General features: G+C 61.5%; 26 protein-coding genes. 17 read left to right on the top strand and 9 right to left on the bottom strand.

Going from position 1 to position 26,867, the window contains the following annotated elements:
• Positions 1–40: 40 nt before the first annotated feature.
• Genes MOP87_RS07055 through MOP87_RS07040 form a run of 4 tightly spaced genes read right to left on the bottom strand, consistent with a single transcriptional unit; the run spans position 41 to position 5,146 of the window.
• On the bottom strand, positions 41–247 hold the full coding sequence (locus tag MOP87_RS07055; protein ID WP_049696289.1) for a formate dehydrogenase subunit delta: 207 nt from the start codon (positions 245–247) through the stop codon (positions 41–43).
• Entirely contained in the window at positions 244–3,114 is a 2,871-nt protein-coding gene (fdhF, locus tag MOP87_RS07050; RefSeq protein ID WP_049696290.1) for a formate dehydrogenase subunit alpha, read from the bottom strand. The genes MOP87_RS07055 and fdhF overlap by 4 nt, the downstream gene beginning before the upstream one ends.
• The gene (locus MOP87_RS07045) at positions 3,111–4,670 is read right to left on the bottom strand and encodes a formate dehydrogenase beta subunit (protein WP_027915003.1); all 1,560 of its coding nucleotides are present in this window, start codon (positions 4,668–4,670) and stop codon (positions 3,111–3,113) included. The genes fdhF and MOP87_RS07045 overlap by 4 nt, the downstream gene beginning before the upstream one ends.
• Entirely contained in the window at positions 4,664–5,146 is a 483-nt protein-coding gene (locus tag MOP87_RS07040; protein WP_242810295.1) for a formate dehydrogenase subunit gamma, read from the bottom strand. The genes MOP87_RS07045 and MOP87_RS07040 overlap by 7 nt, the downstream gene beginning before the upstream one ends.
• Positions 5,147–5,537: 391 nt before the next feature.
• Here MOP87_RS07040 and MOP87_RS07035 point away from each other — a divergent pair, with 391 nt between their 5' ends.
• Positions 5,538–5,972 carry a GFA family protein gene (locus tag MOP87_RS07035; RefSeq protein ID WP_305955245.1) on the top strand — a complete coding sequence of 145 codons (435 nt, stop codon included), beginning with the start codon at positions 5,538–5,540 and terminating at the stop codon, positions 5,970–5,972.
• Positions 5,965–6,294 (top strand): hypothetical protein, encoded by a 330-nt coding sequence (locus tag MOP87_RS07030; RefSeq protein ID WP_023534182.1) that lies wholly within the window; start codon positions 5,965–5,967, stop codon positions 6,292–6,294. The genes MOP87_RS07035 and MOP87_RS07030 overlap by 8 nt, the downstream gene beginning before the upstream one ends.
• A gap of 83 nt (positions 6,295–6,377) precedes the next feature.
• On the opposite strand, the gene MOP87_RS07025 is transcribed toward MOP87_RS07030, so the two are convergent.
• The 3 genes from MOP87_RS07025 to MOP87_RS07010 form a co-directional block, all read right to left on the bottom strand.
• On the bottom strand, positions 6,378–8,018 hold the full coding sequence (locus tag MOP87_RS07025; protein ID WP_027915005.1) for a methyl-accepting chemotaxis protein: 1,641 nt from the start codon (positions 8,016–8,018) through the stop codon (positions 6,378–6,380).
• A 97-nt stretch (positions 8,019–8,115) separates the two neighbouring features.
• Complete coding sequence (locus MOP87_RS21750; protein WP_181074156.1) at positions 8,116–9,420, bottom strand: PAS domain-containing protein; 1,305 nt, start codon at positions 9,418–9,420, stop codon at positions 8,116–8,118.
• Between the two features lie 244 nt (positions 9,421–9,664).
• On the bottom strand, positions 9,665–9,997 hold the full coding sequence (locus MOP87_RS07010) for a hypothetical protein (RefSeq protein WP_125922372.1): 333 nt from the start codon (positions 9,995–9,997) through the stop codon (positions 9,665–9,667).
• A 273-nt stretch (positions 9,998–10,270) separates the two neighbouring features.
• Between MOP87_RS07010 and MOP87_RS07005 the strand changes: the two genes are divergently transcribed.
• The 7 genes from MOP87_RS07005 to MOP87_RS06975 are packed head-to-tail and all read left to right on the top strand — an operon-like array spanning position 10,271 to position 16,552.
• Positions 10,271–10,948: a thermostable hemolysin gene (locus tag MOP87_RS07005; protein ID WP_125922371.1), complete on the top strand. Its 678-nt coding sequence runs from the start codon at positions 10,271–10,273 to the stop codon at positions 10,946–10,948.
• A complete protein-coding gene (locus MOP87_RS07000; protein ID WP_242810294.1) occupies positions 10,938–12,407 on the top strand; it encodes an AMP-binding protein in 1,470 nt (489 codons plus the stop codon). Before MOP87_RS07005 ends, MOP87_RS07000 begins: the two co-directional genes overlap by 11 nt.
• A gap of 7 nt (positions 12,408–12,414) precedes the next feature.
• Positions 12,415–13,095 carry an iron-containing redox enzyme family protein gene (locus MOP87_RS06995; RefSeq protein ID WP_027915009.1) on the top strand — a complete coding sequence of 227 codons (681 nt, stop codon included), beginning with the start codon at positions 12,415–12,417 and terminating at the stop codon, positions 13,093–13,095.
• Positions 13,082–13,888, top strand: coding sequence for an SDR family oxidoreductase (locus MOP87_RS06990; RefSeq protein WP_028687313.1), 807 nt, complete (start codon positions 13,082–13,084; stop codon positions 13,886–13,888). The genes MOP87_RS06995 and MOP87_RS06990 overlap by 14 nt, the downstream gene beginning before the upstream one ends.
• Positions 13,885–14,526, top strand: coding sequence for a hypothetical protein (locus MOP87_RS06985; protein ID WP_027915011.1), 642 nt, complete (start codon positions 13,885–13,887; stop codon positions 14,524–14,526). The genes MOP87_RS06990 and MOP87_RS06985 overlap by 4 nt, the downstream gene beginning before the upstream one ends.
• A gap of 2 nt (positions 14,527–14,528) precedes the next feature.
• Positions 14,529–15,191, top strand: a complete 663-nt coding sequence (locus tag MOP87_RS06980) for a response regulator (protein WP_242810293.1) — start codon at positions 14,529–14,531, stop codon at positions 15,189–15,191.
• Positions 15,188–16,552 carry an ATP-binding protein gene (locus MOP87_RS06975; RefSeq protein ID WP_181074154.1) on the top strand — a complete coding sequence of 455 codons (1,365 nt, stop codon included), beginning with the start codon at positions 15,188–15,190 and terminating at the stop codon, positions 16,550–16,552. Before MOP87_RS06980 ends, MOP87_RS06975 begins: the two co-directional genes overlap by 4 nt.
• A gap of 18 nt (positions 16,553–16,570) precedes the next feature.
• On the opposite strand, the gene MOP87_RS06970 is transcribed toward MOP87_RS06975, so the two are convergent.
• Complete coding sequence (locus MOP87_RS06970; RefSeq protein WP_305955244.1) at positions 16,571–17,488, bottom strand: LysR substrate-binding domain-containing protein; 918 nt, start codon at positions 17,486–17,488, stop codon at positions 16,571–16,573.
• Between the two features lie 227 nt (positions 17,489–17,715).
• Between MOP87_RS06970 and MOP87_RS06965 the strand changes: the two genes are divergently transcribed.
• The 6 genes from MOP87_RS06965 to MOP87_RS06940 all read left to right on the top strand — a co-directional run bounded on the left by MOP87_RS06965 (position 17,716) and on the right by MOP87_RS06940 (position 23,022).
• A complete protein-coding gene (locus MOP87_RS06965; RefSeq protein ID WP_242810292.1) occupies positions 17,716–18,561 on the top strand; it encodes a transporter substrate-binding domain-containing protein in 846 nt (281 codons plus the stop codon).
• Positions 18,562–18,573: 12 nt separating this feature from the next.
• On the top strand, positions 18,574–19,236 hold the full coding sequence (locus MOP87_RS06960; protein WP_104926036.1) for an amino acid ABC transporter permease: 663 nt from the start codon (positions 18,574–18,576) through the stop codon (positions 19,234–19,236).
• Between the two features lie 7 nt (positions 19,237–19,243).
• Positions 19,244–19,963: an amino acid ABC transporter permease gene (locus MOP87_RS06955; RefSeq protein WP_242810291.1), complete on the top strand. Its 720-nt coding sequence runs from the start codon at positions 19,244–19,246 to the stop codon at positions 19,961–19,963.
• Complete coding sequence (gene argH / locus MOP87_RS06950; RefSeq protein ID WP_242810290.1) at positions 19,933–21,435, top strand: argininosuccinate lyase; 1,503 nt, start codon at positions 19,933–19,935, stop codon at positions 21,433–21,435. Before MOP87_RS06955 ends, argH begins: the two co-directional genes overlap by 31 nt.
• Positions 21,432–22,172 carry an amino acid ABC transporter ATP-binding protein gene (locus MOP87_RS06945; RefSeq protein ID WP_027915019.1) on the top strand — a complete coding sequence of 247 codons (741 nt, stop codon included), beginning with the start codon at positions 21,432–21,434 and terminating at the stop codon, positions 22,170–22,172. The genes argH and MOP87_RS06945 overlap by 4 nt, the downstream gene beginning before the upstream one ends.
• 79 nt (positions 22,173–22,251) lie before the next feature.
• On the top strand, positions 22,252–23,022 hold the full coding sequence (locus MOP87_RS06940) for an amino acid ABC transporter ATP-binding protein (protein ID WP_049696297.1): 771 nt from the start codon (positions 22,252–22,254) through the stop codon (positions 23,020–23,022).
• 135 nt (positions 23,023–23,157) lie between these two features.
• Here MOP87_RS06940 and MOP87_RS06935 read toward each other — a convergent pair whose 3' ends face one another.
• The gene (locus MOP87_RS06935) at positions 23,158–24,036 is read right to left on the bottom strand and encodes an EthD domain-containing protein (RefSeq protein ID WP_242810289.1); all 879 of its coding nucleotides are present in this window, start codon (positions 24,034–24,036) and stop codon (positions 23,158–23,160) included.
• A 1,147-nt stretch (positions 24,037–25,183) separates the two neighbouring features.
• Here MOP87_RS06935 and MOP87_RS06930 point away from each other — a divergent pair.
• Together MOP87_RS06930 and MOP87_RS06925 are read left to right on the top strand one after the other, a co-directional pair.
• A complete protein-coding gene (locus MOP87_RS06930; protein WP_242810288.1) occupies positions 25,184–26,437 on the top strand; it encodes an ATP-binding protein in 1,254 nt (417 codons plus the stop codon).
• Positions 26,430–26,861 carry a hypothetical protein gene (locus tag MOP87_RS06925; RefSeq protein WP_242810287.1) on the top strand — a complete coding sequence of 144 codons (432 nt, stop codon included), beginning with the start codon at positions 26,430–26,432 and terminating at the stop codon, positions 26,859–26,861. The genes MOP87_RS06930 and MOP87_RS06925 overlap by 8 nt, the downstream gene beginning before the upstream one ends.
• Positions 26,862–26,867 lie beyond the last annotated feature (6 nt).

The following is a 26,867-nucleotide window of genomic DNA, read 5'->3' as shown; positions in this document are numbered from 1 at the left end:
GAGAGCTGTATATGCTAACTGCAACGGCAGCCAACACCTTTCAGCCCAGCGCCTCCTTCACCTTGGGATCCAACCCCTCCCCCGCATTATTGGCCTCGATCCATTCTCCCAACTGCCGGCGCATGGCCGGCGTCCAGAAGTTGTGTAGATGCTGGCGAACGCCCTGCACAGCCAGGTCCCGATTCGGCTCGCTGTCGAAGTAATGGGCAATCTGGTTGGCCATCTTCACCAAACTGTCCTGGCTCATTGGCGCACCTCGGCTTTCTCGGCGGTTCGGCGCTCCTGCAACAGCCGACGCTGCTCGTCGCTGAAGTCCTGGTAGCGCTTCTGCCACTGGGATGGCTGGAACACCTTGACCACCTCCACTGCCGTGACCTTGTATTCCGGGCAGTTGGTCGCCCAGTCCGAGTTGTCCGTGGTGATCACGTTCGCACCCGACTCCGGGAAGTGGAAGGTGGTGTAGACGACACCTGGCGCCACGCGGCTGCTGACCTTGGCGCGCAGCACGGTCTGCCCGGCACGGCTGCCGATACCGACCCAGTCACCGTCCTGGATGCCACGGCTTTCGGCATCGGTCGGATGGATCTCGAGGCGATCGGCATCGTGCCAGGCGACGTTGCCTGTGCGCCGGGTCTGGGCGCCGACGTTGTACTGGCTGAGGATGCGCCCGGTGGTCAGCAGCAGCGGATAGCGGCTGTTGACCTTCTCGTCGGTCGGTACGTACCCGGTCAGCATGAACCGCCCCTTGCCCCTGACGAACTGGTCGATGTGCATGGTAGGAGTACCATCGGGCGCTGCATCGTTGCACGGCCACTGCAGGCTGCCGTGGCGCTCGATTTCGGCATAGCTCACCCGGCGGAAGGTCGGCGTCAGGCGAGCGATCTCATCCATGATCTCGGAGGGGTGCCGGTAGTTCATCGGGTAGCCCAGCGCATTGGCCAATGCCACGGTCGCCTCCCAGTCAGCCTTGCCCGCCAGTGGCTCCATGACCTTGCGAACCCGGGAGATCCGGCGCTCGGCGTTGGTGAACGTGCCGTCCTTTTCCAGGAACGAACTGCCCGGCAGGAACACATGGGCAAACTTGGCGGTTTCGTTGAGGAAAATGTCCTGCACCACCACGCACTCCATGGCCAGCAGGGCGGCGGTGACGTGCTGGGTATTCGGATCGCTCTGGGCGATATCCTCGCCTTGGCAGTACAAGGCCTTGAAGCTGCCATCGAGGGCTGCTTCGAACATGTTGGGGATGCGCAGCCCCGGATCAGGGTGCAGCGTCACACCCCATGCCTGCTCGAACTCGGCCCGTACACCTTCGTTGGAAATGTGCCGGTAACCCGGCAGCTCGTGAGGGAACGAGCCCATGTCACAGGAACCCTGGACGTTGTTCTGGCCGCGCAGCGGGTTGACCCCTACCCCTTCACGCCCGATGTTGCCGGTGGCCATGGCCAGGTTGGCAATGCCCATCACCGCAGTGCTGCCCTGGCTGTGCTCGGTCACGCCCAAGCCATAGTAGATGGCCGCGTTGCCGCCGGTGGCATACAGCCGGGCCGCGGCGCGAATCTGTTGCGCTGCAACGCCACACACCTCGCCCAGCACTTCAGGGGCATTTTCCGGCAGGCTGACGAAGTCGCGCCAGCGGGCGAATTCTGCGGTTTCGCAGCGCTCGTCGATAAAGCGCTGGGCCAGTAGTCCCTCAGTCACGATCACGTGGGCCAGGGCGTTGAGCATGGCCACGTTGGTGCCGGGACGAAGTTGCAGGTGCAGCTCGGCCCGGGCATGGGGCGAGTCCACCAGGTCGATGCGGCGAGGGTCGATCACGATCAGGCGCGCGCCTTCACGCAGGCGGCGCTTGAGCTGTGAGCCGAACACCGGGTGCGCATCGGTCGGGTTGGCGCCAATGACCAGCACCACATCGGCCTTCATGACCGAATCGAAGCTCTGGGTACCAGCCGACTCGCCCAGTGTCTGTTTCAGGCCGTAGCCGGTGGGGGAATGGCAGACTCGCGCGCAGGTGTCGACGTTGTTGTTGCCGAAGGCGGTGCGCACCAGTTTCTGAACCAGATAGGCCTCCTCGTTGGTGCAGCGACTGGAGGTGATACCGCCGATGGAGTCCCGGCCATACTTGAGCTGGATGCGGCGCAACTCGCTGGCGGCGTAGGCCACCGCCTCGTCCCAGCTCACTTCCTGCCACGGATCTTCCAGGCGCTTGCGAATCATGGGCTTGGTGATGCGGTCCGGGTGCGTGGCGTAGCCCCAGGCAAAGCGGCCTTTGACACAGGCATGGCCGTGGTTGGCCCCGCCGTTCTTGTCCGGGACCATGCGCACCAGTTGGTCGCCCTTCATTTCGGCACGGAACGAGCAGCCAACGCCGCAATAGGCGCAGGTGGTGATCACCGCACGCTCCGGCTGGCCCAGTTGCACCAGGCTTTTCTCCGTCAGCGTCGCGGTCGGACAGGCCTGCACGCAGGCGCCGCAAGACACGCACTCGGAGGTCAGGAAATTGTCGCCCCCGGCCGCCGCTACCCGGGATTCGAAGCCGCGCCCGGTGATGGTCAAGGCAAAGGTGCCCTGAATATCTTCGCAGGCACGCACGCATCGGCTGCAGACGATGCACTTGCTGGGTTCGTAGTCGAAGTACGGGTTGGAAATGTCCTTCCTTTCGGTCAGATGGTTCGCACCGTCATAGCCGTAGCGCACCTCGCGCAGCCCCACCTGCCCCGCCACGGTCTGCAGTTCGCAGTTACCGTTGGCCGAACAGGTCAGGCAATCGAGGGGGTGGTCGGAGATGTAGAGTTCCATCACGTTACGGCGCAGGCCCGCCAGGCGCGGCGTTTCGGTGCGCACGACCATGCCTTCAGTGACCGGCGTGGTGCAGGAGGCCGGGTAACCGCGCATGCCCTCGATTTCCACCATGCACATGCGGCAGGAGCCGAAGGCTTCGAGGCTGTCGGTGGCGCACAGCTTCGGGATGGTCGTGCCGAGCATGGCTGCCGCACGCATCACCGACGTGCCAGCCGGAACGCTGATCGCGCGGCCGTCGATGTTCAGGCTGACCTGCACCTCGCTGTCGCGGGCGGGGGTGCCCAGGTCAGTTTGCGGATCGAAGATATGGATCATTGCGCGGCCTCCGCTTGGGTCAGCCCGAAATCGGCAGGGAAATACTTGAGGGCGCTGGCGACTGGGTAAGCGGTCATGCCGCCCATGGCGCACAGCGAGCCGTATTGCATGGTGTCGCACAAATCGCGAAGCAGCAGTGCATGGTCATGGCGCTCGGTGATGTCATCACTGGCGATCAGCCGGTCCACCACTTCCATGCCACGGGTCGAGCCGATACGGCACGGGGTGCACTTGCCGCAGGACTCCTCGGCACAGAACTGCAAGGCGAAGCGGGCCATGCTGGCCATGTTCAAGGTGTCGTCGGCAACCACCACGCCGCCGTGGCCGAGCATGGCGCCCACGGCCGCGAAGGCCTCGTAGTCCAGCGGTGTGTCGAAATGGCTGGGAGGTACCCAGGCGCCCAACGGCCCACCCACCTGTGCGGCCTTCAGCGGCCGGCCACTGGCCGTGCCACCGCCGTAGTCCTCCACCAGTTCACGCAGCGTCAAGCCGAAGGCACGTTCCACCAGGCCGCCATGGCGAACATTGCCCGCCAACTGGAACGGCATGGTGCCCAGCGAGCGGCCCATGCCGAAATCGCGGTAGAACGGCGCTCCCTTGGCCAGGATGATAGGCACCGAGGCCAGGGTCAGCACGTTGTGCACCAAGGTCGGCAGGCCGAACAGGCCTTCGAGGGCCGGGAGCGGCGGCTTGGCGCGGACGATGCCGCGCTTGCCTTCGATGGATTCGAGCAGCGCGGTTTCTTCACCGCAGATGTAGGCACCTGCGCCCACGCGCACTTCCAGGTCGAACGCCTTGCCGCTACCGGCCACATTGGTGCCCAGGTAGCCTGCCTGGCGTGCGATGACGAATGCCTGATCAAGTGTGCGGATGGCGTCGGGGTATTCCGAGCGCACGTAGATGTAGCCCTTGTCAGCACCCACCGCGAGGCCCGCGATGATCATGCCCTCGATCAACAGGTACGGGTCGCCTTCCATCAGCATGCGGTCGGCAAACGTGCCGGAGTCGCCTTCGTCGGCGTTGCACACCACATACTTCTGGGCAGGCTTGGCGTCGCGCACGGTGCGCCACTTGATGCCGGCAGGAAACGCAGCCCCGCCACGACCACGCAGGCCGGAATCGAGCACGGCAGCCACCACCTCGGCGCCGTCCAGGGCAACGGCCGCTTCCAGCCCGGCAAAGCCGCCATGGGCGCGGTAATCATCCAAGGACAAGGGTCGGGTGATGCCGGCGCGCGCGAACAGCAGGCGCTGCTGGGTCTTGAGATAAGGCATGTCTTCGACAGCCCCCAGCGCCAGCCGGTGGTCTGCCTCTGCACCGATCATGGCATCCAGCAGGCCGGGCACGTCCTGTGGCGTCACCGGCCCGAAACCCTGGCGCCCCTGCTCACTGTCGCACTCAAGCAGCGGTTCGAGCCAATAAAGCCCACGAGAACTGGTGCGCCGAATGTCCAACTGCACATTGCGCCGCTCGGCCTCGCGCTGCAACGCCTCGACCACTTGGTCTGCGCCGACGGCACGGGCCACCGAATCACCGGGTACATGGACCTTCAGCATGTGGCGCCCTCCTGGCAACCCTTGACCAACTCGCGTAGCCGCTCGGGCGTGAGCCGGGCGTGCACCTGACCGTCCAGCTCAAGGGCCGGCGAACAGGCACAGGCGCCCAGGCAATAGACCGGGCGCAGGCTGATGGCACCGTCGGCGCTGGTGCCATGGTCATCGAGCGCCAACTGCTCGCGCAGCTGTGCGGCCAGGGCCTCGGCGCCACGGCTCTGGCACGACTCGGCCCGGCACAGGCGCAGGGTGTGCCGGGCAGGCGCAGCGGTACGGAAATCATGGTAGAAGCTGATGACGCCCTGGACCTCGGCCCGGCTCAGGTTGAGTGCATGGGCGATCTCACCGATGGCGGCATCGGGAATGTAGCCGACGGCATGCTGAATGGCGTGCAGGATCGGTAGCAGCGCACCAGGCGTTTGCTGGTGATCGGCCACGATACGTTGGACAGCGGGCAGGTGGAACGTTTGATCAGGCATACAGCGGACCTCGGCATCACGGCCCGCCCCTGTTGTTGTATTGGCGGGTTCCGGCGTGTTCTGCTGCGGCGCATCAGCCACGTCACGGTGGCGTGGTGCTGACGGCCTCCTTGCCATCGACCGTGCGTCTGCGCGCGGGTCCGACGGCATCCTGCAAGCATGGCACTTGCAGCGCCAGAAGGTTGCGCGCGAACGACCAGGCACATTCTGAAACCGACGTCCGGTTCTTTCACTTACGGTGCGATCGTCGGACGGCGCAGCACAGGGCTGTGCACCCTGACGGTCCAGCGGGTGCAAGAACCGCTTCCCGGGTACCTGCTACCGACACGCGTGGCCAGAACCGGCTCGACTACCTTTGGCGCTGCGTTTAAGCTGGCGCCTTTTCGTACGCATGGAATCGCGTTTGTCCAGCACATACCAAGGAAGCTGCCTTTGCGCGGCAATAGGTTATGAGCTGCTTGGCCCGCCCAGGGCCATCAGCCACTGTCATTGCAGCCAGTGCCGCAAAGGCCACGGTGCTGCATATGCCTCATACGGTAGTGTGCCGCGTGAGGCGCTGCGCATGCTGCGCGGCGCCGACCGGCTTGCGGCTTACGCCTCGTCGCCCACAATCCTGCGCCAATTCTGTTCATCCTGCGGCTCGAGCCTGTTCTGGTCACGCAGTGCAGGCCAATACGCCGATTGGATCTCGATCGCCCTTGGCACCCTCGATACCCCCTTCATACCGACACGTGATACCCACCTGCATCTCGACGCCGCGGCGCCATGGCACCTGCCATCGACCCGGTCTGAGATCGACCCACTGAAAAGGAAGCCCAATGCGTAAACTCAAACTCGCCCTCGCCGCCCTGCCGTTCTTCGTCATCGCCGGTTGCGGCAATGACGCCCTGGAAGGCACCTATGAGCAAACCACGACCGTGATGGGTATCCAGAGCCCGAAACAGACGTGGGAGTTTTCCAAGGACTACATCATCACCAACGGCAACAAGCTGAAGGTGGATGAATGGGAGCGCAAGGATGACATGGTCACCGCCCGCAACAAGGATGGCATGGCGTTGATCAACGTACGCGTGCTCGACGGCGGCAAGCGCCTGGAGGCCGTCGGCGGTAGCGACATGGCCAAGAACGTCTTCGTGCGCGTCGACTAAAAAGCCTGCGCCCCGCCCACCGCCGATAAGTGCATTACGGCGGTGGGCGGGGCATGCCACGCTACAGATCGTCTACGCCCTGCTCAGAGCTTGAAGGTGCTGACCATGTCGTTGAACGAGATGGCCAGGCGCGACAATTCCTGGCTGGATGCGCTGGTTTGATGCGCACCGGCCGAGGTCTGGGTCGACAAGTCCTGGATGTTGATCAGGTTGCGGTCCACCTCGCGGGCCACATGGGCCTGCTCTTCGGACGCCGTGGCGATCAGCAGGTTGCGATCGTTGATCTGGGCGATGTTCCGGGCGATCCGCTCCAGCGATTCGCCGGTCGCCTGGGCCAAGGCCTGGGTGCTGTCGGCCAGGTTTCGGCTGTTGCCCATAGCCTTGACCGCATCGTCGGCACGCGACTGAACGCCTGTGATCATGGCTTCGATCTCACCCGTCGAGGCCTGGGTACGCGCCGCCAGTGCCCGTACTTCGTCTGCCACCACCGCAAAACCTCGGCCCTGCTCGCCAGCGCGTGCCGCCTCGATGGCCGCGTTAAGCGCCAGTAGATTGGTCTGTTCGGCAATGCCCCGGATCACATCGACCACCTTGGCGATTTCGCGCACGCTACCGGCCAATTCCCCCACGATGACCGTGGACTGCCCGATTTCGCTGTTCACGCTGGTGATGGCCTGCACGGCTTCCCGGGCCTGGTCGCGGCCACTGGCCGCTTCCTCGGACGTCTGCCGGGAGGCTTCGGAAGTGGAGGTGGCGTTGCGAGCCACTTCCTCGACTGCCGCACTCATTTGCGTGACCGCCGTGGCGGCGAGCTGAATTTCATCATTCTGGCGCGTGAGCCCGCGGGTGCTCTCATCTGTGACGGCGTTGAGTTCTTCGGCCGCAGAGGCGAGCTGATCCGCTGCATTGGCGATTTGCTCCAGGGTGCGTTTGAGGCCTTGCTGCATGCCCCCCAGGGCATTTAGCAGTTGCCCGGTTTCGTCGGCGTGACCTGTGGCCACGGGTTTACTCAGGTCGCCGCCTGCAATGCGCTCGGCCGTGTTCACCGCCAGCGCGATCGGTTTGCTGATGACACGGCTGATGAACATGCCAAGCAAAATGGCCGCCACGAACGCCGCACCGATGCCCAGGTACAGGTTGAGCTTGGCCGCCGCCTCGTTGTGTTTTGCCGCTCGCGCGCCTTCATCGATCTGCCGGTTATTGGACTCGACCATTGTGGTCAATTCGTCGAGCACGGTACGAAACGCCTGATGCAATTCGCCGGCCATCAATTGCCTGGCTTCAGCCAGATCACCTCGTGCGATGGTGGCTACCGTCCGATCCATGATGGCCTGGTAGGCTGGCCAGTCCTTTTCCATGCGATCGCCGGCAAGGCGTTCATCATCGGCCAGGGGCGTGGCTCGGTAGACTGCAAATGCCTGCTCGCTGCTCTGCCGGTTTTCTTTCATCGACGCAAGAATGGCAGCGCGTTCAGCTTGCGGCGCATTGATGGCGGTGGCCGCCACGAGTCGGTAAAGGTCGCGGCTCTGGGCAATGGCACTGGAGCGTGCCTCTGCAACTTGTGCCACGGACACGAGGTTATTGGAAAACACCTGTTGCAAGCTGGACGAGAGCGAGCCGATTCCTTGGCTACCGACAACTCCAACACTCAAGGTGATCAGTGCGCACAGCGCGAAAGCGAGGTACAGCTTGACCGACAACCTGGCATCGTAGAACCAATTCATGAGTTGAAACCTGAACGAAGTGAAAGAAAACAACAGTGTCAAAAGAGCGGGTGCAACGGACCTGTAGCCGTAGCTTGGGCACCTGGCCTGCCAGCTGTCAGCCGCGCATCATGTCAGCCGCCTGTTCAGTGGCCTCCGTCGTGCGCGTGGCCAGCTTGCGTACTTCATCAGCCACCACTGCAAACCCCCTGCCCGCTTCCCCGGCACGTGCTGCTTCAATGGCCGCGTTGAGTGCCAGCAGGTTGGTCTGGCTGGCAATGCTCTGAATGGTGCCGACGATCTGGGTGAGCTTGGTGATGTTGGATTCCAGGGTGCGCTGGTGCGCAGCCTCCGTCTCGCGCATGGCCGACTGCTGATGCTCCAGGTCCACGTCCACCAATGCCCCGACCACACGTAATGGCGCGCCATAAGGGTCGCGCTTGGTCTGGCCACGGGCGCGGAACCAGCGGTACTCCCCGCTTTTCATCTTGAGTCGGTACTCGATATCGAACGGCGTCTTGCCTGTACGGTCGTTCAGGTGCGCCTGGAAGGCTTCCAGGCTGTAGGCCTTGTCCTCCGGGTGCAGGCGTGAGGCCCAGCTGTCCAACACATCCGGAAATTCCTCGACGGTTTCGAAACCCAGCAAACGCCGAAACTGGGGCGACCACCAGAAGGGGTTCTTGGGGTTGACCGGGTCACCGGCGATCACTTCCATGTCCCAGAGCCCGTCGGAGAGCATTTCCCGTGCCAGTTCGAAACGGGTGATGATCACGTCGTGCTCTTGTTCACGTTGCAACTCATCGTGGATGTCGCGCAAGGCGCCAGCAACGCGCAAAGGCACGCCACGTACATCGCGCAGGGTTTCGCCTTGGGCGAAGAACCAGCGGTAGCTGCCGTCTTTCATGGCCAGGCGGTTGCGCACCCGGTAGGGGGTCATGCCTGATTTGTCGTTCAGGTGGCGGGCAAAGGCGTCCAACGTGGCGGCCTTGTCTTCCGGGTGCAGGCGATCAGCCCAGCTGGCCAGGACATTGGGAAAATCGCGCTCGTCGCGAAACCCCAGCATTTCGCGAAATTGCTGCGACCACCAGAAGCGGTTGCGCGGGTTGACCGGATCACCTGCCACCACTTCCATGTCCCACAGGCCTTCGCTGGAGGCACGGTTGACCAGGTCAAAACGGGTTTCCGAGGCGCGCGCATTGGCGTCGGCCTCGGCCAGCATCAGCCGGGCGTTTTCCAGCTCGCGCTCGAGCTCGGCAATACGGCCTTCACGCGCAGTGGCATGCAACTCACGCGAGGTCCATTCACGTTGCACGTCTGTCCATCTGGGGGCAGTGCGGCCACCGTCAGTGTGGGTTTGCGGGAGGGAGGCAGCCAGCTGCGTGAGCGCCTGACGCTCGCCGCGGTTACGAAAAAGATGAAGCATGGGTCGGTACTCGGAGGAAGACGAAAAAGACCAATCCCTGGCTTCAATACTGGGTCACGCACAGCAATCGCAGGTCGCGATCAATGCTGCCTGACCGGTAGTGCGTACTACGACAGCAGCACAACGACAAAGGTTGCGCGGCAATGACATCATTACGATATCAGTTATGTGAGGGTGCCAAGCAAGCCCCAAGCGGGCCGCTAGCGCCGGCCACCCACACAGGCCAATCAGCCGGCCAGATCGATCAAAGACGCTTGTCGCCCTGGGCCCTTTTGGCAGCCAGCTCAGCGGCAGTGCGCTTGCGGCTACGGTGCTGACGGTAGTAACCCATGCCCGCCTGGTAGGCAATCACTGCCAGAATCACCACCGAGGCGACCAGCCAACCGGTGGATGCCATGGCGCTGAAAAATCCGGCAAGCACAGGCTTGGGCCAGTAGCTGACGATGGCCAGGCTCAACCAGGGTGCAGCGATCAAGAACAGGACTGGCGCCCAAAAACCCCAGAAAAGAATCTCGCCCAACACCACGAAATTTTCGTTCCAGGACGGGCCTGGGGATAACGGGTTCTTCTTGGCCATGAATGCTCCTGCTTTCCACGTCGGCACAAGCGGTGCCGTTCCATGCACAGGTTGACGGCAAGGGTGCGGAGCAGGTCACAGGACAGGTCTGCGGTAAATCGGACGGTGGCCATCAAGGGGGCGCTCGTCGGCAACGGCTGGCGATGCCATGTAGGCCCCGGAGAAACATCGCAATGGCATTCGTCGAAATCGAACCCGAAACAGCCTGACTTCAGATTCCCTTCAGATAAGCACTCGACACTGTCTCCCATCGAACCTGCTGGGAGACGTTTCATGACCCACCGTGACTGGAGCCACCTGCTTCCACTGGCCATCGGCAGCCAGGCCGATCGTCAGGCAACATTGTCGCTACACCTGGCAGACGACCCGGGGCGAATGGCCCTCGAGCGGTTCATCCATCAGTGCTTTGCGCTTAGCCATCAGGCCGACATTCAGCATTTCCTGCCGCAGTTACTGGCGTTTCACGACAGCCAAGGCCGGTTGACAGCCGCCGCGGGCATTCGCCCAGCCAATGACGGCGCCCTATTTCTGGAGCGCTACCTCGACATGCCTCTGGAAGACGCCGTGTCCCGTGTGGTCGGGGCAACCCTGCCGCGCAGTTGTATGGTCGAGGTGGGTAACCTGGCCTCGCTCAGCGCGGGCAGCGCGCGCTTGATGATCGCTGCGGTCACGTGGCTGCTGGCCTCACGCGGCCTGCACTGGGTCGCATTCACCGGCGCGGCGACGCTGATCAACAGCTTCCAGCGACTGGGGCTGAGGCCCGTCGTCCTGGCGCCAGCCGATCCTGCTCGCCTTGAGGACCAGGCTGAAATATGGGGCACCTACTACAGCCATTGCCCTCAGGTGTTTGCCGGAAATATCCGTTACGGCTTCGATGCCTTGACCCGCACAGGCGTCTTTCAGCGCCTTGGCTTTCCGGTCCTGACAGAGGAATCCGGTCATGCGGCATGAACTGAACCGCTTCAAGGCCTTGCTGAAGGAACACGCTCAACGCCAGCCTGACGCCATCGCCGTGCAAGGTGCCGACCAGCACCTGACCTATCGCGCTTTGTTCGAGGCGGTCGAGGTACGCGCCGCCTGGCTTGGGAGCCAACCTCAGGGCGCATTCGCCCTGGCCTTGGACAATGGCCCGCAACTGCTGCTGTGGGACCTTGCAGCGCTGTTCGCCGAACGTCCCTGCGTGGTCATCCCTCCGTTTTTCACCCGCGCTCAAATGTCCCATTGTCTCAGGCAAAGTGGCGTCACCCTGGTGCTGAGCGAAAGCGGATGGGACTCGCGCCTTGTCGAGCTGGGCTACGCCCCACACGCTCGGCCGGGGTTCTGGCTCTGTAAATCGTTCGCTGCGGCGGCCATTGCGCCCGAAACGGCAAAAATCACCTACACCTCCGGCAGCACGGGATCACCGAAAGGTGTCTGCCTGAGCGTCGAGGCGTTGCTGGGCGTGGCCCATGAACTTGAGGCGGCTAGCCGCGCCAGCGCACCCATGCATCACCTGGCCGTTCTGCCACTGGGCGTTCTGCTGGAAAACCTGGGCGTATACGCCGCGCTGATCGCCGGGGCCTGCGTGCACCTGCTCAGCCAGCAGCACCTGGGCATCAGCGGCGCCACCCAGGTGGACTTCAAGCGGCTAGTGGGTGTGATTGTGCAGCGTCAGGCCCAGAGCCTGATCCTTGTGCCGCAACTGCTGATGGGGCTGGTTGCCGCTGTTGAACAAGGGGCGATGCCCGCTGAGCAGCTGAGGTTCGTCGCCGTAGGTGGCGCTCGGGTATCGCCCAGCTTGCTGGCCCGTGCCGAGGCTGTCGGGCTTGCGGTGTACGAAGGCTATGGGCTGTCTGAATGCGCGTCGGTGGTCGCGCTCAACCGTCCGGGCAGCGTCCGCCGTGGCAGTGTGGGCAAGCCGCTGCCCCACGTGCAGGTGCGCATCGCGAAGGATGGCGAGGTGCTGGTGGCCGGTTGCACGCTACTGGGCTACCTCGATGCCGCGCCTTTCGACGGTCGATGGTGGGCAACCGGGGACCTGGGCCATTTGGATGACGACGGCTACCTGTACCTCGACGGACGCAAGAAGCACCAGTTCATCACCAGTTTCGGCCGAAACGTCAGCCCTGAATGGGTAGAGGCCGAACTGACCCAGAGCGGCGTCATTGCCCAGGCATTCGTGCACGGCGAGAGCCTGCCAGGCAACGTGGCGTTGATCTGGCCGATGGACCCGAGCCTGAGTGACGACCAGATCGACCAGGTAGTGGGCCAGTGCAATGCACGGCTGCCCGATTACGCACGTGCCCACCACTGGCGACGCCTCACGGCGCCGCTCAGCGTCACCGATCAAACCCTGACAGCCAACGGCCGCCCTCGGCGCGAGGCGATTCTTGAACGCTATCAATCTCTGATCCGCATACCCCAGGAGTGAGTTCGCCATGTCCTTCTTTGAAACGTTGCAACTGCAAACCGCCCATGAGCGCCAGGCGCTGTTCGGCGTTCCGGTGATCCGCGAGGCCATGGCTGGGCAGGTCAGCCTCGATAGCTACATCGCATTTCTCACCCAGGCCTACTACCACGTGCGCCACACCGTCCCGCTGATGATGGCATGCGGGGCGCGCCTGCCCGCCCGGCTCGAATGGCTGCGCGGTGCCGTGTGCGAGTACATCGAGGAAGAATACGGCCATGAACAGTGGATCCTCAACGACATCGAGGCCTGTGGGGGCGACTGGGAGGCGGTACGCGACGGCCGACCCGCGCAGTCGATCGAGCTCATGGTCGCTTATCTCTATGACTTGATCGCACGGGGCAACCCGGTAGGGCTGTTCGGCATGGTCAACGTCCTGGAAGGCACCAGCATTGCCCTGGCCACACAGGCCGCCGGCGCCATTGCACACAGCCTTTCGCTGCCAGACCGGGCAATGAGCTACCTCAAGTCCCACGGCGCGCTCGACCAGGACCATATGGTGACCTACAGGCAGTTGATGGACCGCCTGGACAATGCCGAAGACCAGCAGGCGGTCATTCACGCGGCCAAGATGGTCTACCGCCTGTACGCCGAGATGTTCCAAACGTTGCCCCGTGCGGGCCAGTCAGGGGTGCGCCATGCGGTTGCATGAGTCGATCGTGGTGCTCACCGGCGCCAGCGGCGGGATTGGCCTGGAGCTGGCCGAGCAGCTCTGCCATGCCGGCGCGCAGGTTTTGGCCGTGAGTCGGCACATGGGCAAACTGGCCAGCTTGATGAACCGCTACCCAGGCAGCCTGCGCTGGCAGTCGGCGGACTTACGGACACAGGAGGGCCGGGCACAGGTCGTGACGCGCGCGCGCGAACTGGGCGGCTTCAATGTGCTGATCAACGCTGCCGGGGTCAATCGCTTCGCCTTGCTCGACCAGCTGGACGAACAGGCCCTCGATGAGCTGCTGGACATCAACCTGAAGGCACCTTTGCAACTGACCCGGGCTTGCTTGCCTCTTCTGCGCGAGCAACCCAAGGCGTTGGTCGTCAACGTCGGCTCGACTTATGGCTCGATCGGCTACCCCGGCTATGCCAGCTACTGCGCCAGCAAGTTCGCGCTGCGCGGGTTTTCCGAAGCACTGCGCCGTGAATTGGCCGACACCCCGGTCAATGTGCTGTACGTCGCGCCACGCGCAACCCGCACCAGCATGAACAGCAGCGCCGCTACCGCCCTCAACCAGGCGCTGAAGGTAGGCATGGACGACCCGGTCTACGTTGCCAAAGCCGTGCTCCAGGCGGTCCAGTCCGAGCGCAGCGAGCTCTACCTGGGCTGGCCGGAGAAAATGTTCGTGCGCCTGAACGGCATCCTGCCAGGGTTGGTGGATCGAGCCTTGCGTAAACAACTGCCCTTGATTCGGCGCCATATCGGCAGCCACATAAAGGAACCGAGCAAATGAAGCCCATCGTACTGGCCAGCCTGCTGGCATTTACCCCGTTTGGCTGGGCGCTTGATCAGACAGGCGCCCAACACCTGCACGACTTGCAGCAACAATGGGCGCATATCCAATATCAGTTGCCCAAGGATCAACGCGCAGGCGCGTTCGAGAAGCTGGCAAACGAGGCGGCCGTTTTCGTCCGCCAGAACCCCAATACACCCGAGCCTCTGATCTGGGACGGCATCATCAACAGCAGCTGGGCTGGCGCAACCGGTGGGCTGAGTGCGCTAGGCAAGGTCAAGGCCGCCAAGGCCAGCCTGGAAAAGGCCATCGCCCTCGACCCTCAAGCCCTGCAAGGCTCGGCCTACACCAGCCTGGGCACCTTGTATGACCAGGTTCCAGGCTGGCCCATCGGCTTCGGGGATGACGACAAAGCCGACACGCTGCTCAGGCAGGCCTTGAAAATCAATCCCGCGGGCATCGACAGCAACTATTTCTGGGGCGATCATCTGGTGCGTCAGAAGCGTTACAGTGAGGCCAGGGCTGCGCTGCACAAGGCGTTGCAGGCACCGCCCAGACCGGGCCGGGAATTGGCCGATGAGGGCCGGCGTGCCGATATCAATGCTTTACTCGACACCATCAAGGACAAACAGGACTAGACATGCGCCTGCTGCTGGTTGAGGACGATAGCGCGTTGGGTGAAGGCATCTGCGATGGTTTGCGCCAGGAGGGCTATACCCTGGACTGGTTGCAGGACGGCGTCAGTGGCTTGCACGCCTTGCAGCATGAAGCATTCGACGTGTTGATACTGGACCTGGGCCTCCCACGCCTGGACGGCATTGAATTGTTGCGGCGGCTTCGCGCGGGAGGCAACAGCTTGCCGGTGCTGATTCTTACCGCACGCGATGCCTTGGACGATCGCATCGCAGGGCTTGACGCCGGGGCGGATGACTACCTGGTCAAACCCTTCGACCTCAATGAACTCAAGGCACGCCTGCGTGCACTGCTGCGCCGCAGCGCTGGCCGCGCCACGGTGCTGATCGAGCACGGCGGTGTCAGCTTGGACCCGGCAACCCAGCAGGTGCATTTCAAGGGGACCGAAGTGGTGCTCACGCCCAAGGAGTACCGGCTGCTGCACGAGCTACTCGCCCAGCCCGGCAAAGTCTTTACCCGCGAACGCCTGACGCAGTTGCTCTATGGCTGGGACGAGGAGCCGGAGAGCAATACCCTGGAAGTGAACATCTATCAGCTGCGCAAGAAACTGTTCAATGGCCTGATACGCACCGTGCGTGGTATCGGCTACCTGGTCGAGGCCAAGGTATGAGGTCGCTACGCCAGCGCACGCTGTGGCGCGTCATGCTCTTGCTGCTGATCGGCACCGGCTTGCTTGCGTTGTACAACTACCACGACAGCCGCCATGAAATTAACGAAGTGTACGACGCGCACCTTGCCCAGAACGCACGCCTGCTCCAGGGAGTAATGAGCATGCCAGTGCAAGGCGGCGCGCGTGACGACCTGTACCGTGCCTTCAACGTCGCGCTAGCCCAGGCGGGCCGACACCGGGTGGGGCATCCCTACGAGAGCAAGCTGGCCTTCCAGGTCTGGGACGAAAACGCCACCCTGATGGTGCAGACGCCCAGCGCACCTCGCCTGGATCCGCGGCCCATGCGGCCTGGGTTTTACGATTTCACCAGCGACGACAAGCAATGGCGCGGCTTCGTGCTACCTGTGCCCGAGAAAGGCTGGGTGATCTGGGTGGGTGAACGCGATGACGTGCGCTATGACTTGATCGACCGAATCGTTCGTCACACCTTGATGCCATTTCTGCTGGGGGCCCTGGCGCTTGCCGTGCTGGTATGGGCCGCCATTGGCTGGGGGCTCAAGCCGTTGAAGAACATGGCCGACGTCATTCGCGCGCGGCATGCCGAATCACTCGAACCGCTGCAGCTGGTGCCGCTGCCATCGGAGCTCGAGCCCATGCAGGCTGCCCTCAATCGCCTGCTGGCGCAGATCAAGGACCTGCTGCGCCGTGAACATCGCTTCATTGCCGACGCGGCCCACGAAATGCGAACACCCTTGGCGGTGTTGCGCCTGCATGCGCAGAACGCACTGGCTGCCAGCAACGACGTCGAACGCAACAAGGCCTTGACGTTCCTGATGGGCGGTGTGGATCGGTTGACGCGAGTGGTCAACCAACTGCTGACACTGGCCCGCGTGGAGCCTCGGATTGGCCATCGCCCCCGTGAGCCTGTCGACCTTGCCGAGGTGGTCACCGACATCCTGGCCGAGCTTACCCCTTGGATACTGGACAAAGGGCTGGAGCCCTCGCTGGAAATAGAGGGCGGCGAGCACCGTGTAGCCGTCGACGCCAGCGCGTTGGGCATTGCATTGCAGAACCTGATGTCCAACGCGGTCGAGCACTCGCCTCTCGGGGGGCGCATCACGGTCTCGCTGCGGGGCCACGATGAGCGTGTCGAGTTGGTGGTGGAAGACGAAGGGCCAGGCATCGACGAGGCGAGCCTCTCACGGGTGTTCGAACGTTTCTACAGCCGCAATAGCCCCAACGGCGCTGGCCTTGGGCTGTCGATCGTGGCAACCATCATGGAGCACCTGGGTGGCCGGGTGGTCCTGAAAAACCGAGCGGCGGGCGGGCTAGAGGCAGCGCTGGTGCTGCCGAGGCAATGAGGCGCGGTACCGAGCCTATTACCCAAGGCCAGCCGTACACACCTGCGCCGCCTGCCCCAGCATTTCCCCCGCCAACACCCGAAATCGTCGAGTCAGCACGTTCTCCGGCCGGTCGGATGAGCGCAGCAGATATGTGTAGAACCGCAACTGCGGGGCAAACGGCCGTATGTCGATGCCGGTGTGCAAATACTCTGCCGCGACCAGTGGACTGACCACGCTCACCCCCAGCCCAAGCCCGACCAGTGAGCACACGGTGGCGGCATGGGTAGCGTCCAGGTTGAGCACCCGCGGGTCGTCATCGGCAAACAGCCGGTCGAGCCGAGTGCGCGAGCCATCGGTGTGCGACAGCGAAATGAATTCTTCGCCCTTGAGGTCTGCGGGCGTCACGGCCTGCAAGGCACCGAGCCGGTGCCCCTTGGGGAAGATGCACACACCCGGTACATCGCAGATGATCTGGGACTGCACGCCCGCCATGTCCTCGGCCACATAAGACACCAGGCACACGTCGCAAAACCGGGTCGCGGCCCAGTGCGCCACGTTCGGCGAGTCGTTGGTGTGGATGGAGATATGAACGTGCGGGTTCTGCTGGCGAAAGCGCTGGATGATCTTGGGCAGCAAGCCATGGGTCAGGGAAGGCACCGCACCGATGCGCAATTGCCCAGTGCCTCCGCGCTTGAGGTGCTCGGCGGAGGTTTCCAGGCTGTGCAGCCCGATGAACGCGCGCTCCACGTCAGCGAAGAACTGCGCGCCCTCATCGGTCGGCAGCAAGCGCCCCCCTACCCGCTCGAACAACTTGAACCCATTGGCCCGTTCCAGTTGCGCGATAAGCCGGCTGACATTGGGCTGGGAGGTATGCAGCGCCTGGGCCGCTGCTGTCATGGAGCCGCTGAGCATGACCGCGCGGAAGGTTTCGATCTGCTTGAAATTGATAGCCATATCATTTCTGCATGACGGGTTGATGTATTGTCATTTGATTGCATGACGCGCAGATTTTATAACTACAACCACATCGACGTCTGCCCCGATGCAGCGCGATACCCCCGAGCGCATACCGGCAACAACACACATAAAACCGGTGCTCCAGCGTCACTTCAGCTCTGCCCTTGTACTCACGCATCGCTCCAGCACATTGGCGCGATGCAGCCCGGTAATCAGGAGGCATCATGTCGTTCTCGTATAAAAAACTAAGCGCTGCACTGGCCCTGACGTGCGTGTCGTTGGCGGCGGTATCCACCGTTCAGGCCGCCGACCTGCCAGCAGTTCCAGCAGCCATCAAAGAGGCGGACCACCTGCGCGCGGGTGTGCGCTGCGACCAGCCACCGTATGGCTATCAGGACAACAAGGGTGAATTCGCCGGCGTCGAGGTCGAAATGGCCAAGCAGATTTCGCTATGGGCCCTGGGCTCGAAGGACAAGGTGAGCTTCACCTGCGTCACCGCCGAAAACCGAGTGCCGCAGCTGCTGGGCCGCAAGGTGGACTTGCTGATCGCCACGCTGGGCGTCACCCCGGAACGCCAACGGGTGATCGACTTCACCACGCCCTACCGGTGGGGTGCCAGTGACGTGGTCGTGAAGAAGGACAGCCCGGCCCGGACCATCGCCGACCTCAAGGGCAAGACCCTTGCCACGCTCAAGGGGTCGGTGCAGGCCAAGTGGTTCGAAGACCACATGCCCGACGTCAAGACCCTGCGCATGAACAGCGCAGCCGATGCCCTGCAAGCCTTCCGCCAAGGTCGCGCCGACGCCTACACCCACGATGCCGCGACCCTGGTGGTGGTCGCCGACAACGACCAGGATGCTCGCCTGATAGACCAACCGTTCCAGATCTCCGACGCGGCCATCGGCGTGCGCAAGAACGAAGCGCAATGGCGCGACTTCCTGAGCGCGGCGGTATTGCGCATGCGCGAAGAACACCTGTTCCGAGGCTGGGTGCAGCAGTTCGTGCCCGAAAACATCCAGAGCTACTACATCAGCGTCTTCGAGCAGGCCAAGCCTGCCGAAGCACTTTGATCGGCCGCCATCATGGAGTTCGACGTACATTATCTGATCGAGCAATGGCCTGCCCTGCTCGACGGTGTGCTGATGACGCTGCGCATCACGGCCCTGGCCATCCTGTGTTCCCTGCTGATCGGGGTGCTGGGCGGGGCGGTGCGCGTCATGAAGGTCCCGGTGCTGTCCCAGGCAGTGGCGCTGTACGTGGAGTTGATCCGCAATACGCCGATCCTGGTGCAGTTGTTCTTCATCTTCTATGGCCTGCCGGCCATTGGGCTTGGGCTGTCGCTGTTCTGGTCGGGGGTGGTGTGCCTGTCGCTGTGGGCCGGTGCATACCAGATCGAGAACATCCGCGGCGGGCTGGCCACGGTGGAGCGCGGCATGCGCGAGGCGAGCCTGGCACTGAGCCTCAAGCCCGTGCAGTACTTCGCGCTGATCGCCATGCCCATCGCGTTTCGCACCAGCCTGCCGGCGATGCTCAACACCGCGATTTCACTGCTGAAGAACTCTTCCTATCTACAGGCCATCGGCCTTGCGGAATTGACCTTCGTCGCGGTGGACCGCATCGCCACGGACTTTCGCGCCATCGAGATGTTCACGGCCATCTGCGTCATGTACCTGGTGCTGGTGGGGGTGCTCGCGTTGATGACTGCGCGGCTGTCTGCCCACCTGCAACGCCCTTTCCGGCAGTGAGGCGACCATGAATTTCCTACTCGAAAACTGGAGCTTCGTGTGCAAAGGGTTGTTGATGACCCTGTACCTGGCTTTGGTGGTGTTGCTGTTCACCACGCTGATCTCGGCCGTGCTCGGCGTGCTGGCCACGGTCAAGAACCGCCTGTTGGGGTGGACGACCCATGCCTACGTGGAGCTGTTTCGCTCCATTCCGCTGATCGTCAACGTGTTCTTCATCTTCTTCGGTGCGCCGATGTTCGGTGTGGACCTGAGCCCGTTCGCCGCCGTCACCGTGGGCCTGACCCTGTGGGGCAGCGCCAACGGCATCGAGATCGTGCGTGGCGGGCTGGAGTCGGTGTCCAGGCACCAGTGGAAAAGCGCCTGGGCCTTGGGCCTGCGCCCCTGGCAGATCTACCTGCACGTGGTTGTGCCGCAGTCGATGAAAGCCATTCTGCCAGCCTACACCGGGCTGCTGACGATCCTGGTGCAGGCCACGTCCCTGGGCGCTTTGGTGGGTGTGGGGGAGTTTCTCAAGGTCGGCCAGATCATCATCGAGCGTGAAACCGTCATGACCGGCGTCAGCCCTGCCTTCGCGGTCTACGGCGTGGTGTTGCTGGTGTACTTCGTCATCTGTTCGGCGCTGACCTGGCTCAGCCGTTATCTCGAACGTCGTCTGGGTCGTCCGGCGGCACGTACTTCCATTGAAGAGGTTCCAGCATGCAAGCATCCAAAGTCAGTCGGCGCCTGAAGGAAAGCACTGCGCCGCAAGTGAACGAGTACATCTACCGCCCGCGCCTGGAAGGCTTTGCCAGCGGCTTCGCGAACCTGGGTAACGTCAACAAGGCGCACATCCTGATGCTGGCCGAACAGGGCCTTATCCGCGGCGAACATGCCAGCGTGCTGGCCAAGGGTGTGCTGGACATGGAGCAGGCAGGACCAGAGGCGGTCGAGCTGGACCCTTCGCGCGAGGACGCTTACTTCAACTACGAGGCGCACCTGATCGAGCATATCGGCGCTGACATCGGCGGGCGCCTGCACACCGGTCGCAGCCGCAACGACATCCTGGCCACCCTCGACCGCCTGCGCTGCCGCGACCTGCTGATGGACCTGATCGACGAATTGGCAACGGTACGGGCCACGGCCCTGTGCTGTGCCGAGCGCTACGCCGAAGTGGTGATGCCCGGCTACACGCATCTTCAACCGGCCCAGCCAATCACCTACGGCTATTACCTGAGCGCAGTGGAACAGGCTCTGGAGCGCGACAGCAAGCGCCTGACCCAGACGCTGGAGTCGATGAACCAGTGCCCGCTGGGTGCCGCTGCCTTCGCCGGCACGCCGTTCGACATCGACCGCGCGCGCACCGCCGAGCTGCTGGGCTTCGACGGCTACCTGGACAATGCCCTGGATGCCATTGGCTCGCGGGACTTTCTGCTCGAAAGCCTGTCGCACCTGAGCAACCTGGCGGTGTTCTGGAGCCGCGTCGCGCAGGACTATTTCGTGTGGAGTACCCATGAGTTCAACCTCATCGACTTCCCCGACAGCGTCGCCGCCACGTCCAGCATCATGCCGCAAAAGAAGAACCCCACCGTGCTGGAGTACCTCAAGGGCCGCAGTGGCCATATCGTCGGCCTGCTGATGGGTGCGAGCGTGACCATCAAGGGCACCAATTTTTCCCACACCGGCGACGGCAACCGCGAAGGGACGCGGGGCTTCTGGGAGGCCGCCGAAGAAAGCCTGCGCTGCCTGAAACTGCTGGACCTGGTGCTGCGCACCGCCACCCCCAACATCGACCTGGCGGCACGCCGCGCCGGTGAGGATTTTTCCACCGCCACCGGTTTGGCCGACCTGATGGTGCGCGAGGTCGACCTGTCGTTCCGCGAAGCCCACCATGTGGTCGGGGGCGTGGTGCGCATGGCCATGGACCAGGGCCTGCCGGCCCATCAGATCACCACCCAGATGGTCGATGCCTGCGCCCTCGAGCAGCTGGGTCATGCCCTGCACCTACACGAGCAGAAAGTGCGTGATTGCCTGGACCCGGTCAGCAACGTGCAGGGCCGCAGCTCCGCCGGCGGCCCGTCGCTTGGGTCGCTGATGCCAAGCCTCGCCCGCGCCAGCGAGCGCCTAAGCGCAGAGCGTACGGCCAACCAGCAACGCCGCGCGCGCATGAGCGAGGCCGACCTCAACCTGCAAGCCCTGACCCGGGCACAGGCGGGCCTATGAGCACGATCCTGACGGTGCGCGACCTGCATAAAAGCTTTGGCACCCATGAAGTGGTCAAGGGCGTCGACATGGACGTGCGCCAAGGCGAGGTGGTGGTCATCATCGGCCCCAGCGGCTCGGGCAAGTCCACCTTCATCCGCTGTCTGAACAGCCTGGAACCGCCCTCCAAGGGCACCGTGGTGGTGGGCGATGGCGATCAGACCCAGGCGGGAAACCGTAAAGCCCTGGCCCGGCTGCGCGAGGACGTGGGCATGGTGTTTCAGGACTACACGTTGTTTCCGCACATGACGGTGCTGGCCAACATGATGCTTGCCCCAGTCAAGCTCAAGCGCGCAACCAAGGCGCAAGCCCAGGCCCATGCCCTGGCCTTGCTCGAGCGCGTCGGCCTGCAGCACAAGGCCGGGCATTACCCGGCCGAGCTGTCAGGCGGCCAGCAGCAGCGGGTGGCGATCGTTCGCGCCTTGGCGATGAAACCCAAGCTGATGCTGTTCGACGAGCCCACCTCTGCGCTCGACCCGGAAACCGTCGGCGACGTGCTCAACGTCATGAAGGGCCTGGCGGCCGAGGGCATGACCATGATCGTCGTCACCCACGAAATGGGGTTCGCCCGCGAAGTGGCCGACCGCGTGGTGTTCTTCGATGCCGGCAAGGTCATCGAGACCGGGCCGCCGTCGCAGCTCTTCAGCGCCCCTGAACAGGCCCGCACCCGGCAGTTTCTGCAAAGCGTCCTGCGCTGAACGAACATCCTCTTCCCAATGCCGGTGCGCCCGCTTGCACCGGCCAAGCGTGGCTGCGCGCCAGCCAGGAGTATTCCAGATGAACCAAGCGACCCAATCGCTGGACTCACCGGGCCTGCGCCCCATGATCCAGATGGAGAACGTCAGCAAGTGGTACGGCAGCTTCCAGGTGCTCAAGAACATCAACCTCAGCGTGCAGCCAGGTGAGCGCATCGTGCTGTGCGGCCCATCCGGCTCAGGCAAGTCGACCACCATTCGCTGCCTGAACCGCCTTGAAGAACACCAGCAGGGCCGCATTGTCGTCGAGGGTGTCGAACTGACCGACGACGCCCGGCAGGTCGAAACCATCCGCCGCGAAGTCGGCATGGTGTTCCAGCACTTCAACCTGTTCCCCCACCTGACCATCCTGCAGAACTGCACCCTCGCGCCCATCTGGGCCCGCAAGCTGCCGCGCCACGAGGCGCAAGCCCTGGCGATGCATTACCTGGAGCGGGTGCGTATTCCCGAACAGGCGCACAAGTACCCTGGCCAATTGTCCGGCGGCCAGCAGCAGCGCGTGGCGATTGCCCGGGCGTTGTGCATGAAACCCAAGATCATGCTGTTTGACGAACCCACCTCGGCGCTGGACCCGGAAATGGTCAAGGAGGTGCTCGACACCATGGTCAGCCTGGCCGAGGACGGCATGACCATGGTGTGCGTGACCCATGAAATGGGCTTCGCCCGGACCGTGGCGCACCGGGTGGTGTTCATGGACCAGGGCGAGGTGGTCGAGCAGGCTGCGCCAGCGGTGTTCTTCGAGCGACCTGACAGTGAGCGGGGGCGGTTGTTCTTGAGTCAGGTGTTGCATTGAGCAGGGGGTGCCCCTTGGGCGCCAACTGAACCACTAACAGGCACCTGAGCGACAACCTGCTCTTGCTGTCGACGGTAGGGCCGAGCCGCGCATCCACCGCGAGCATGCCCCGCGCGTGTTGTAGGCCGGGGCAGCTTAACCCGCTGCATCGACGCGCTTGAACACCGCCTCTACTTCAGGTTCCAGTTGATTGATCGCGCCGAGATACTCGATCAACTCCGCCGCCCGGCTACCACGCAGCCCGGCCGTGGTCATTTCTCCATCGACCACATAGCTGTACACACCACTTACCGCAAACGCCTTCAAACTTCCGATATGCCGCGCCTGATCCGCCAGCGTCTTCTTGAACGCCTGCCCCTCGAAAAACCGGCGCCGTGCCACAGGGTTTCCGAAGGCGACTTCCATGATCACCAGTTCGGCGCGCGCCGGCGTGGCCGTGTGTGCCACGTCTGGCGCCGGTGGATGGTTCCCATCGTTCTGGAAAGGGGCGCACAGGTGCAGTTGCACTTTCAATACTGATGCATCCTGCGCCAGGGTCGGCGCGAGTTTGTCGCGCACATACGCTTGCAGATCTTCAAGGCTTTGTCGTGGACTCATGTGCACGTGAATCCGATCGGCATGATCGAGCCCATTGAGGCGCTCGTCCGCTAGCCGATTCACCACCCTCATTGATCCGTGCGGCAGGTCGTACGCCAGCGTTTCCTCGAACATGTTCTGCTCGTCCGAAAACAGCAGAGGGCTGGCTTGCTTGAAGCGCTCCTGCTGGTCGGCGGACTTGAAGCCGATCTCCACACCGCCATCGAGTTCGTAGTCTGCGATCTCTCCCACGCCCTCGGCCAATGGCCAAAGGTGCGCGTCCTGATTGCGCGAGAAGTGGTGCTGGATGTACAAGCCCAACCCTGGCAACCGGGAGCACAACGGCCCGTGCACGTCGCGCCAGTAGTGGGCGAAGATAGCGTGTGGGACGCGCTCGCGTCTTTTGACCGTGGTGTAGCTGTTGATGGTGATCGTCATGGTCTGACCTTGTTGAGCATGTGGGGTGTTTAGAGTCAGAGCTGGCTGTGGGGGACGGCGTTCAGTCTAGGTCATCGCGGCGTGGCTAGAGGGAGTTGGGCGTAACAGATCGAGAGGCTTACTGGCCGAGAGGTGCAGTCAACGGGGACTTCTTGATCAGCAGACCTGATAGAATTCCCGCTTTTGCGCTTGATCGTGGACTGAGCACAAGACACGGCTAATAGACCTCCTCTCTGAGGACGATGGCGGTGACCGGTCAGCAAAAAGCGCTCTACATCAGTAGTAACCGAGAGATTTCCGAATGCCCCCCGAAACGCCAGAAAACGCGGCCAGCCCCATGGATACGGTAGTGAGACGGTTTTCCGTTGCCCCCATGATGGATTGGGGGAACTCTAAGCCTAGCCCACTAATTACAAGGGCTGCGACCCAGGCTAACAATTCCCGTACCAACTTCGTACCAATCAGTCTTTCGTGAAGACCTAACTGACCAACAGGATGATACCGCCTTAGTGGATAGTCGACGGAGGGTAGCCGGCTTTAACAAGGTAGAAATCAATCACAGCCTAGTAAAGCGAGTCTGACAATAGGTGAAGAGCCTCACCTCACGTTAAGGTAAGCCCGCAGCCGCCGCTTCATGGAGCTTCCAAATTGCCACATCAGCAACTCGCGCTCACCAGCATCACTCATGCCAATGAAGGTGCGCTTCATTTACTCATGCCCTGATGACGGCCTGATGCAATAGGGCGAGGACATCGAGGTCATGTGCCGCTTTCGATCCATTGGGAGGGCATACCCTAATGCTCAGGAGGGCAATCTGGCGCCTGCAAGCCTCTACTGCCCCCACAAAGCTTAGCAAGGTGGGTGAGATTGGTTGGCGTATTGGTCGGTGTTGATCACAGTGAGGAGCCGCCACCCTTCAAACTGATGGGCGCGGGGCGAGGGCTGCAGCAAGCTCCAAAACGTCCACCCGCATCGGTCGTTCCGCCCCTTGCGCTGGCTGTAGAAGATGCTAACCTAACCCTTAATCCAAAAAAACGCCAGAATGAGACGTTTTTTTTAGCTAAGAACCATCAAATCCGAGACCTTAATGCTCGTAAATATCTCTACATCTAACATGTTGTCCTTCCGTGATACCCAGAATCTGAGCATGCTGGCTTCAGAATCTAAAAAGGACGATATTAATCAACTGAATATTCAAAAAATTGGCGATACAGAAGAAAGAGTTCTCAAGTCTGCGCTTATTTTTGGCGCGAATGCTAGCGGAAAATCTAACTTAATTAAAGCGATTGGATTTATGAGAGACATCGTTTTAAGTTCGATTTCCAACATCGAAACCAGCGTATCTAGAAGCATCTTACCTTATCTTTTACGTGAAGATAATTTCGAAAACCCCTCCGAGATTGAGGTTGTATTTTATTCAAATAACATAAAATACAGGTATGGCCTCAGCGTCAAAAGCGGAGAAATTATTGAAGAATGGCTTTACTACACCCCTCAATCAAGAGAAACAAAACTCTTTGAACGCAATAGAATGGCGGTGGATTACAACAAAGCAAGCTTTTCCGAGGCAGATCTTTTTGTAAAAAAAGGCACACTGGAAAAGACCAGATCTGACGTGCCATTTATTTCAGTACTTTCAGGCTTTAATGGAGAACACGCAACTGTAATTACAGACTGGTTTAAAAAAACGCATATTTTAAACGGCATCAATGACTCGAAATACAGCAACTTCACTCACACGCAGATCAAAAACAACCCTGATTTTAGAAGCTGGCTTCTGAAAATTTTAAAAGCTTTCCAAATTGCCGATTTGAAAGTCATCGATGACGCACCTGACGAGCGCCTAGACCAGATTGATACCTCTGATGATTCCTTGCGTAAATTAGTTGACAGCTTCAAAGAACTTCAAAAAACGAGGAAGATCAGCAAAACCGACTTGGTAGTTGTCAAAAGAGTAGAAAGCCACGAAGTTGAGTTTCCGTTGGCACTAGAGTCCGACGGAACTCGTAAGCTTATAAATATACTCGGCCCGATCTATGACTCAATGATGACTGGCGAACGCCTTATCATTGATGAGTTTGACTCAAAATTTCACACGCTTCTATCCAAGCACCTTTTCAAAATATTTCATGCGGAAAGCAACCAGGGCAGCCAGATCATCGCGGCGGTGCAGGATGTCAACCTTATGGATACCGAGTGCTTCAGGCGCGATCAGGTTTGGTTTGTAGACAAGGATGATGAGGGCGCCAGCGAACTGTACTCGCTAGTTGAATACAAAGAAAAATCCAGAACCTTGAAAGGCAACTATAGTGATGATTATCTAGAGGGAGCATTTGGCGCAATCCCTTTATTTAACTCCTTTGAAAGCATTGACCAACTAATGGGGTTAGACCATGAGTAAGAGGTCAAACCCGCTCAAAGTCGCAACAAGGCGTGAAAACACCCGCGAAGCGCAGCCACTGAAGCGCGACCAGTATTTGAGCTTTAGTTTTAAATATTTTAAAAACTGGGATGATGTGGGGCAATCATTAGCAACTTGGGGTAGTGAGGATTTGCTAGGATCGCTAGTTAACAAACTTCACCACATAAGCAGTGTAAACATAACAAAACTGCAAACAGAGAAATCCATAACTAACTACAAAGCCTTTCCACCCAGTAACAAAACGCATTTTACCTGCCCGAGCGATTTATCTGAGGATGAAAGCTGGGGAGTTATCAGAAACATTGGCGGACAGAAACAGCGAATCGCAGGCTTTTTAAGGGAGAGTGTCTTCTATATAGTGTTTTTGGATCGCGACCATAAATTTTGGCCTTCTGACAATTAGTGCAAA

Source organism: Pseudomonas sp. I3-I5, assembly GCF_022699445.1.
Lineage (GTDB): Bacteria > Pseudomonadota > Gammaproteobacteria > Pseudomonadales > Pseudomonadaceae > Aquipseudomonas > Aquipseudomonas fulva.
This window is presented reverse-complemented; position numbering and strand designations above follow the sequence as displayed.